The organism is Ideonella livida, assembly GCF_010499455.1.
Taxonomy (GTDB): Bacteria; Pseudomonadota; Gammaproteobacteria; order Burkholderiales; family Burkholderiaceae_C; genus Ideonella; species Ideonella livida.
Genome location: NZ_JAAGOH010000008.1, coordinates 149,935 through 157,428, shown reverse-complemented (window position 1 = coordinate 157,428; position 7,494 = coordinate 149,935). Strand labels below are relative to the sequence as shown.

The 7,494-nt window shown below is 76.0% G+C and carries 7 protein-coding genes; all 7 read left to right on the top strand.

Annotated elements, in window-relative coordinates:
* Positions 1 to 937: ABC transporter substrate-binding protein (locus tag G3A44_RS09155; RefSeq protein ID WP_239061770.1), on the top strand; the 937-nt coding region annotated here is incomplete at its 5' end.
* 64 nt (positions 938 to 1,001) lie between these two features.
* Positions 1,002 to 2,357, top strand: a complete 1,356-nt coding sequence (locus G3A44_RS09150) for a dicarboxylate/amino acid:cation symporter (protein ID WP_163457203.1) — start codon at positions 1,002 to 1,004, stop codon at positions 2,355 to 2,357.
* Positions 2,358 to 2,374: 17 nt separating this feature from the next.
* Positions 2,375 to 3,109, top strand: a complete 735-nt coding sequence (gene cuyB / locus G3A44_RS09145) for a cysteate racemase (protein ID WP_163457202.1) — start codon at positions 2,375 to 2,377, stop codon at positions 3,107 to 3,109.
* A gap of 18 nt (positions 3,110 to 3,127) precedes the next feature.
* A complete protein-coding gene (locus tag G3A44_RS09140; protein WP_163457201.1) occupies positions 3,128 to 4,666 on the top strand; it encodes a cation:dicarboxylate symporter family transporter in 1,539 nt (512 codons plus the stop codon).
* A complete protein-coding gene (locus G3A44_RS09135) occupies positions 4,663 to 5,253 on the top strand; it encodes a hypothetical protein (RefSeq protein WP_163457200.1) in 591 nt (196 codons plus the stop codon). Before G3A44_RS09140 ends, G3A44_RS09135 begins: the two co-directional genes overlap by 4 nt.
* Positions 5,253 to 6,605, top strand: coding sequence for a type VI secretion system baseplate subunit TssK (gene tssK / locus G3A44_RS09130; RefSeq protein WP_163457199.1), 1,353 nt, complete (start codon positions 5,253 to 5,255; stop codon positions 6,603 to 6,605). The genes G3A44_RS09135 and tssK overlap by 1 nt, the downstream gene beginning before the upstream one ends.
* Before the next feature lie 13 nt (positions 6,606 to 6,618).
* Positions 6,619 to 7,491: a DotU family type IV/VI secretion system protein gene (locus tag G3A44_RS09125; RefSeq protein WP_163457198.1), complete on the top strand. Its 873-nt coding sequence runs from the start codon at positions 6,619 to 6,621 to the stop codon at positions 7,489 to 7,491.
* Positions 7,492 to 7,494 lie beyond the last annotated feature (3 nt).

Below are 7,494 nucleotides of genomic sequence, written 5' to 3'. Positions count from 1 at the left end.
CACCGCCATGCCCATCGCCGCTTCCCCCACCCCGCTCCAACCCCGCCGGCGCCGTGCCCTGGGCTGGGCCGCCGTCTCCCTGGGCCTGCTGCCGACGCTGGGGGTGCGGGCCGCCCCCGCCACGCCGGCCACGGGCCCGGCGCCCGCCCCTGCCGCCAGCCCGCCCGTGCCCGGCCCGCTGGTGCGCATGCCCGACGGCCGCCTGCTGGCGCCCGACGTGGCCGCACTGGTGATGCGGGGCGAGCTGCGGGTGGCCATGCTGGCGGTGGACACGCCGCCCTTCTTCCACCTCAGCCAGCATGAGCTGGTGGGGCTGGAGGTGGACATGGCCAAGGACCTGGCCCGGGAGCTGAAGGTGCCGGTGCGCTTCGTGCGCGAGGCCAGGAACTTCAACGGCGTGGTGGACCTGGTGGCCCGGGGCGAGGCCGACGTGGGCATCAGCAAGCTCTCCCGCACCCTGGCCCGGGCGCAGGTGATCCGCTTCTCGGCCCCCTACCTGCGCCTGAACCATGCGCTGGTGCTCAACCGCCTGGCCTTCGCCCGGCTGGCCCGTGACAAGGCGGTGGGCGAGGTGGTGCGGCAGTTCAACGGCACCATCGGCGTGATCGCCAACTCCAGCTTCGCCGACTACGCCAAGCGCCACTTCCCGCAGGCCCAGCTGCGGCCCTACCCGGGCTGGGAGCAGGTGGTGGCCGCCGTGCGCAGCGGTGAGGTGGTGGGCGCCTACCGCGACGAGTTCGAGGTCAAGCGCCTGCTGCGCAGCGACCCCACCGCCTCGCTCACCCTGCGCACGATCACCCTGAAGGACCTGGAGGACACGCTGGGCATTGCCGTGGGCGCCGACGCGCCGCTGCTGCATCAGTTCGTGGACCTGTTCCTGGCCCAGCGCAACGACAAGCTGGACGTGGACAAGGTGCTGCGCGCCGTGGGCGTCTGAGCCCCGCCGCCCCGCCTGCCCACCGCCCCCATCCGCCGCCCCCACGCGCTGCAGAGAGTCCGCCATGCCCCCCCCTCAAGACGCCACCGCCCCCCTGGACGCCGGACCGCCTGCCGTGCCCGCCCCGCCGCCCGCCCCGCCGTCAGGCTGGGCCGCCCGGCTCTACGCCTGGGCGCTCAACCCCTGGGTGATCCTGGGCTGCCTGGCCGGCGGTTTCGCCCTGGGCGCCGCGGCACCGGACACCGCGCTGCGCCTGGCCTTCGTGGGCGACCTGTATGTGGACCTCATGAAGATGATCGTGCTGCCCTTCATGGTCTCAGCGGTCATCTTCAGCCTGCAGCGCCTGTTCCATGAAGGTGGCACCGCCCGCATCCTGGGCCGGGTGACGCTGGTGTTTGCCGGCGCGGCCGCGCTGACCGCCCTGGCCGGCGCCGTGGTGCTGCTGCTGTGGCAACCGGGGGCCCAGCTGCCGCGCGAGACGCTGGAGACCTTCGGCCGCATCGTCGGCAGCGACCTGGGCGCCAGCGACACCGCCCTGGAGCTGCATGGCGAGGACGCGCCGGCCAAGACCGTGGGCGTGGTGCAGGTGCTGGCCAGCCTGGTGCCGGCCAACATCTTCGCGGCGCTGGCCGGGGGTGACACCCTCAAGGCCCTGGTCTTCGCCCTGCTGTTCGGCTTTGCGGTGGGCCAGGTGCCGCAGCGGGTGTCCGAGGGCCTCACCCGCTCGCTGGAGACGGTCTACCAGAGCTGCCAGACCCTGACCCGCTGGCTCAACTACCCGCTGCCGGTGGTGCTGCTGTGCATGAGCGCGGCGCAGCTGGCGCGCACCGGGCTGGAGCCTCTGGTGGCGATGCTGCAGTTTGTCGCCGCCTTCGGGCTGGCGGCCGCCCTGCTGCTGGCCGGGGCGGTGGCGCTGCTGTGGCGCCGTGCCGGCCAGCCGCTGGGCGCAGTGCTGGACGCGCTGCGCGGCCCCTTCGCCCTGGCACTGGCCACACGCTCCAGCGCCTCGTGCATGCCGGTGATGATCGAGTCGCTGGTCGAGCGCCTGGGCTTTGCCCGCACCCGGGTGGAGCTGCTGGTGCCGCTGTCGGTGTCGCTGCTGCGGCTGGGGCCGGTGCTGTATTACGTCAGCGCCACGCTGTTCATCGCCCAGCTCTATGGCCGCAGCCTCAGCGGCGGCGAGGTGATGCTGGTGCTGGCAGCCTCGGTGCTGGCGGGTTTTGCCTCGGCCGGCATGAGCGGGCTGGTCACGGTGTCGCTCACCGGCATGGCCTGCGGCTACCTGGGCCTGCCCTTCGAGGCGGCCTTCATCCTTTTCGTGGCGGTGGACCCGCTGTGCGACATGCTGCGCACCCTGGTCATCGTCATCGGCAACTCCGCGGCGGTGGCGCTGGTGTGCCCCCGGCCCCTCAAGCTCTGAACCCCGGGAGCAGGACCATGAGCTGCATCGGCATCCTCGGCGGCATGGGCCCGGCCGCCACGGTGGACTTCCTGGGCAAGCTGGTGGCCCTGACACCCGCCCGCTGTGACCAGGAGCACCTGCCGGTGGTCGTCAGCCACCTGCCGCAGGTGCCCGACCGCAGCCGCGCCATCCTGGGCCAGGGCCCCGACCCGCTGCCCGCCCTGTTGCGCGGCATCGCCCTGCTCAACGCCGCCGGCGCCGGGCTCATCGCCATCCCCTGCAACTCCTCGCACCACTGGTACGAGGCCATGGCCGCGGCCAGCGGCGCGCCCATCCTGCACATCGCCCGCACCTGTGTGCAGGCCCTGCCTGCCGGCGGCAGCGCCTGCGTGCTGGCCACGCGCGGCGCCCTGGCCAGCGGCTTCTACCAGCGCGCCCTGGCCGAGCGCCAGATCACCGCCGACGTGCCTGACCCCGAGGCCGAGCAACCCTGGGTGGACGACTGCATCCGCGCCGTCAAAGCCGGCGACATGGCGGCCAGCGGCCGGGCCCTGGATGAGGTGCTGCGCCGCGCCCGCCAGCGCGGCGCAGCCACCGTCATCATGGGCTGCACCGAAATCCCGCTGGCCATGCTCTACGCCCATGCCGACGGCCTGGCGCTGGTGGACAGCTCGCTGGAGCTGGCCCGCGCCTGCGTGCAGCACGGCCTGGCCCAGGGCTGGAACCGAGGCGCCGCCGGGTCGGCCACTCCCCTGCCCCGGGCGGCCTGACCCGACCGCCACGCCACGATGTCCGCCCTCACCAACGCCGCCGCCGCATCAGGCTGGCATGGCCGCCCGCCGGTGCTGCTGGCCGCCGCGCTGCTGGGGGCCTTGGCCGGCGCCCTGGTGCCGGCCCTGCAGGCGGCGCTGGCCCTGGCCGGCGGCCTGCTGGTCAACCTGCTGCAGATGGCCGCGCTGCCGCTGCTGGGCGTGGCCACCGCCGCCGGCGTGCGCAAGCTGCTGGCCCTGCCCCACCCCGGCCGCCGCGGCCTGATGGCCACAGCGCTGGGCCTGGGCCTGCTGCTGCTGGGCGGCCTCAGCGGTGGCCTGCTGGCCCTGGCCGTCCAGCCCGGCCAGGACCTGTCCTGGACCGACCAGGCCACCCTGGGCCGGGTGCTGCAGGCCCAGGGCGGCGAGGCCGGTGGCACCGAGCTGCAGCGCTACGGCGCGGTGGTGGCCACCCCGGCCCGCCCCATCGCGCCCCCGGCGATCCTGCCGGACAACCCCTTTGCCGCCCTGGTGCAGGAGGCCCTGCCCGTGGTGCTGGGCTGCGCCCTGCTCTTTGGCCTGGCCCTGGCCCGCCGGCCGGCTGCGCGGCAGGCGGCGCTGGCCAGTCAGCTGGACGCGGTCTACCGCGCGCTCGAGCACCTCATCGCCCTGGCCAACCGCGGCCTGCCCTTGCTGGTGGCCGGCCTGGCGGCCGAGCTGGCCAGCCACACCGAGGGACGCCCGCTGTGGGCGCTGGCCGCGCTGCTGGGCACCCTGCTGGCGGGCTGCCTGGGCCTGGCAGCCCTGGCGGTGGTGGCCCTGTGCCGCCAGGCCCAGTGCGGCCCGGCCCAGGTGCTGGCCAGCCTGCAGGCACCGCTGCTGGTGGCCGCCTGCTCGCCCAACGCGGTGGCCGCGGTGCCGCCGGCCGTGCAGGCGCTGTGCGACCGGCTGGGTTTCAGCCGTGGTGCGGTGGACCTGCTGCTGCCCTTGGGCGCGGTGGCGCTGCGGGTGGGCCACGCGCTGCAGGCCGCCGGCGTGGCGGTCTTCGTCGCCCAGCTCTATGGGCTGGCGCCGGGCCTGCACGATGCGCTGGCCCTGGGGGCGGCGGCCGCGGCCGCCGCCCTGCTGGCCCCGGCCGCCGGCCCCTGGGGCGGACTGGGGGCCGCGGCCCTGCTGATGCAATGGTGGCACCTGCCGGGCGAGGCCGTGCTGCCCACCCTGCTGCTGCTGGACCGGCTGGCCGACCCGGCCCGCAACCTGCTGACCCTGCTGGCCGTGGCGGTGCTGGTGGGAGCGGTCAGCCGTGGCCTGCCTTCAGAACGTCAGGCCGACGCCCCACTGCGCGCACCGCCCCCGGCCCTGCGCCTGGAGCTGGCCGGCTCCGCCCTGGCCACCGCCGCCGCCGCCTTGCTGCTGGCCGCCTTGTTGAGCCTGGCACTGGGCCTGGGCCTGGGCTGGCAGCGCGGCTGGCAGGCGGGCCAGACCCGGACCGCCGCCGGCGGGCCCGCACAGCCCACGGCGGCCGGGCCCGGCCCGGTGGGCCCGGCCCTCCCCACCTTGCAGGAGCGCGCCCGATGAGCCGCCCGCCTTCACGGCCCATGCCGGGCCCGTCGCGGCCCCCGCGGCCCCACCGTGCTGCCCGGCGCCGCCTGACCGCACTGGCCCTGCTGGCGGCCGGCCTGGGCCTGGGAGGCTGTGCCGGCGTGGGCCAGGTGGCCAAGGCCATCGGCTCGGCCACGGCCAACACCTTCGGCGGCCCGCCGGTGCCGCAGTGGCTGAGCTGGGAAGGCCTGCTGCTGCAGGCCAGCCCCGACGCCAACCAGTCCACCGCCGTGGCCGTGGACGTGCTGTTTGTGCGGGACGCCGAACTGCTGCAGACCCTGCAGGCGCTGCCCGCGGCCAAATGGTTCACCACCCGCGAGGAGCTGCAACGCACCTGGCCCGATGGCCTGCGGGTGCACAGCGTGGAGCTGGTGCCCGGTCAGAGCCTGCGCCTGAGCGAGGCACTGCTGGGCTCGCCCCGCGTGAGCGGCGTGCTGATCTTTGCCGACTACCTCAGCCCGGGCGAACACCGGGCACGACTACCGGAAGATTTCACGGGCGCGACTGTGCGGCTGGGTCCGCGCGGCTTCACGCTGGCCCCCTTGAGGACGAACACCCCATGATGAGCGACCTCCCTGCCTCCGCCGCCGTCCCCGCCTGGCCCCCCGAGCGCCTGCAGTGGCATGAAGGCATGCTGCTGGCCCCCCAGCACTTCCAGCAGCTGCAGGCCCGCACCGACGCCCTGGCCGCCTGGACCCTGCTGGCCGCCGCCCCCCTGGCCTGGGGCCTGGGCCGGCTGGACATCGACACCGCCCTGCTCAGCGCCGGCCGGCTGCGCGTGCTGGCCCTGGACGCGGTGCTGCCCGATGGCACCGCCGTGCGCCACGACGCCCTGGACGGCGCCCACGCCCCCCTGGAGCTGGACCTGGCGCCGCACCGCACCGCCCTGGAGGCCGAGGGCCGCCTGGCGATCTGGCTGACCCTGCCGCGCGAGCGCTCCATGCGCCTGAGCCAGACCCCGGCGCGGTTTCGGGGTGTGGTGGGCGAGCCGGTGGCCGACGAGGTCTCCGAGGCCGAGCCCGCCGACCTGCCGCGCCTGCTGCCCGCCCTGGGCCTGGCCGCCGGCCCCCAGCCCCCCGGCCTGTGGCAGGCCCTGCCGCTGTGCCACCTGGCCCAGGACAACGCCCTGCTGCGCCTGGCCGGCCCCTGGGCGCCGATGCGCCGGCTGGAGCGCCAGCACCCGCTGTGGCAGCGGGCCTGGCAGCTGGCCGCCCTGTGGCGCAGCAAGGCCGCCTACGTGGCGCGTCAAAGCCTGCCGGCCAGCTCCCGCCTGGAAGACCGGGTGGTGCAGCTGGAGCAGCGCGCCCGGCTGCAGGCCCTGGGCGCCCCCCTGGCCGCGCTGGAGGCGGTGCTGCAGACCGATGGCCTGCACCCCTGGGCCCTGTACGTCACGCTGGCCCAGGCCCTGGGTCCGCTGGCCGGCCTGCAGGCCGGTGGCCTGCCGCCGCTGCCGCCGGCCTACGACCACGCCCGGCCGCAAGCCTGCTTCGAGCCCCTGCTGGACGCCGTGGCCCAGGCACTGGACCAGGTGAGCCAGGAGCACCGGCTGCAGCCGCTGCACTGGCAGGAGGACCACTTCAGCCTGGAGATGGCCGGCCCGTGGCTGGCGCCGCGCCTGGTGCTGGGCCTGCGGGGCGAGGGGCAGGCCGCGCTGCAGGCCTGGATGGCCGGGGCGGCCATCGGCGGGGCGGCGCTGTGGCCCTCGCTGCGCGAACGCCGCGTGCTGGGCGCCGCCCGCCAGCCCGTGGAGCAGGTGCCCGAGCTGGGCCTGCGCGCCGGCGGGCCCTACACCCTGTTCGAGATCGACACCGCCGGCACCGGGCTGCGGCCGGGCGAGCGCCTGCGCATCGGCAACCCCAGCGAGACCGACCCCCAGCGCCGCCCGCTGGAGGCGGTGCTCTTTGTCAAGGGCTGAAGGAGGCCGCGCCATGACCGACACCGCCGTCCCCATGAGGCCCGCCACCGCCCCCGCCGCCACCGGCCCCCGTCCCGCCCCGCGGGCAGCGCGCCCGGCCGCGGGCCTGCCCCCGGCCGATCCCGAGGAGGGCTTGGAGGCCGGTCTGCGCGAATTCATCGAGGAGCTGGAGCTGGCCCTGCACCAGCCCCTGGACCCCCAGGACGCCAGCGCCCTGGAGCAGGCCGTGCGAGGCCTGCACCGCCACCTGCGCAACCTCATTGGCGTGCAGGCCCTGGGCCAGCGCCGCGCCGGCCCCGCCGGCCAGGCCGCCGCCCAGATCGCCACCCAGGTGCGTTACCTCAAGGCCGCCCTGGCCGACGAATGGCTGCTCAGCCGCGACTGGCCCGGCCGCGCGCTGTGGCCGCAGCACCTGCTGGAGGCAGCGCTGTTCCGCAGCAGCATCGCGGGCGACCGGGTGCTGGACGACATCGAGCAGTTGCTGGCCGACCGCGAACCGGCCCTGCGCCCCCTGGCCCGGCTTTACCTCACCGCGCTGGCGCTGGGCTTCCAGGGCCGGTTGCGCGGCCAGCCCGACGACGGCCGCCTGGCCGGCCTGCGCCAAGAGCTGTTCCAGTTCGCCTGGCAACGCCCGCCCGGCCTGGGCGAGCGCGACCGCCCGCTGGACCCGCAGGCCTACGCCAGCACCCTGTCGCACCTGGCCGCGCGCCGGCGCCGTGGCCTCAGCCGCTGGTCGCTGGTGTGGGGGGCCAGCCTGCTGGCCCTGCTGCTGTGCTCCGAACTGCTGTGGCTCTGGCCCACCTGGGGCCTGCGCCAGGCCCTGGGCGAACTGCCCGGCGGCCCCGCGGCCACCGCCCCCGGCCCCCGGGCCACCGCCCCGCGCTGAGCG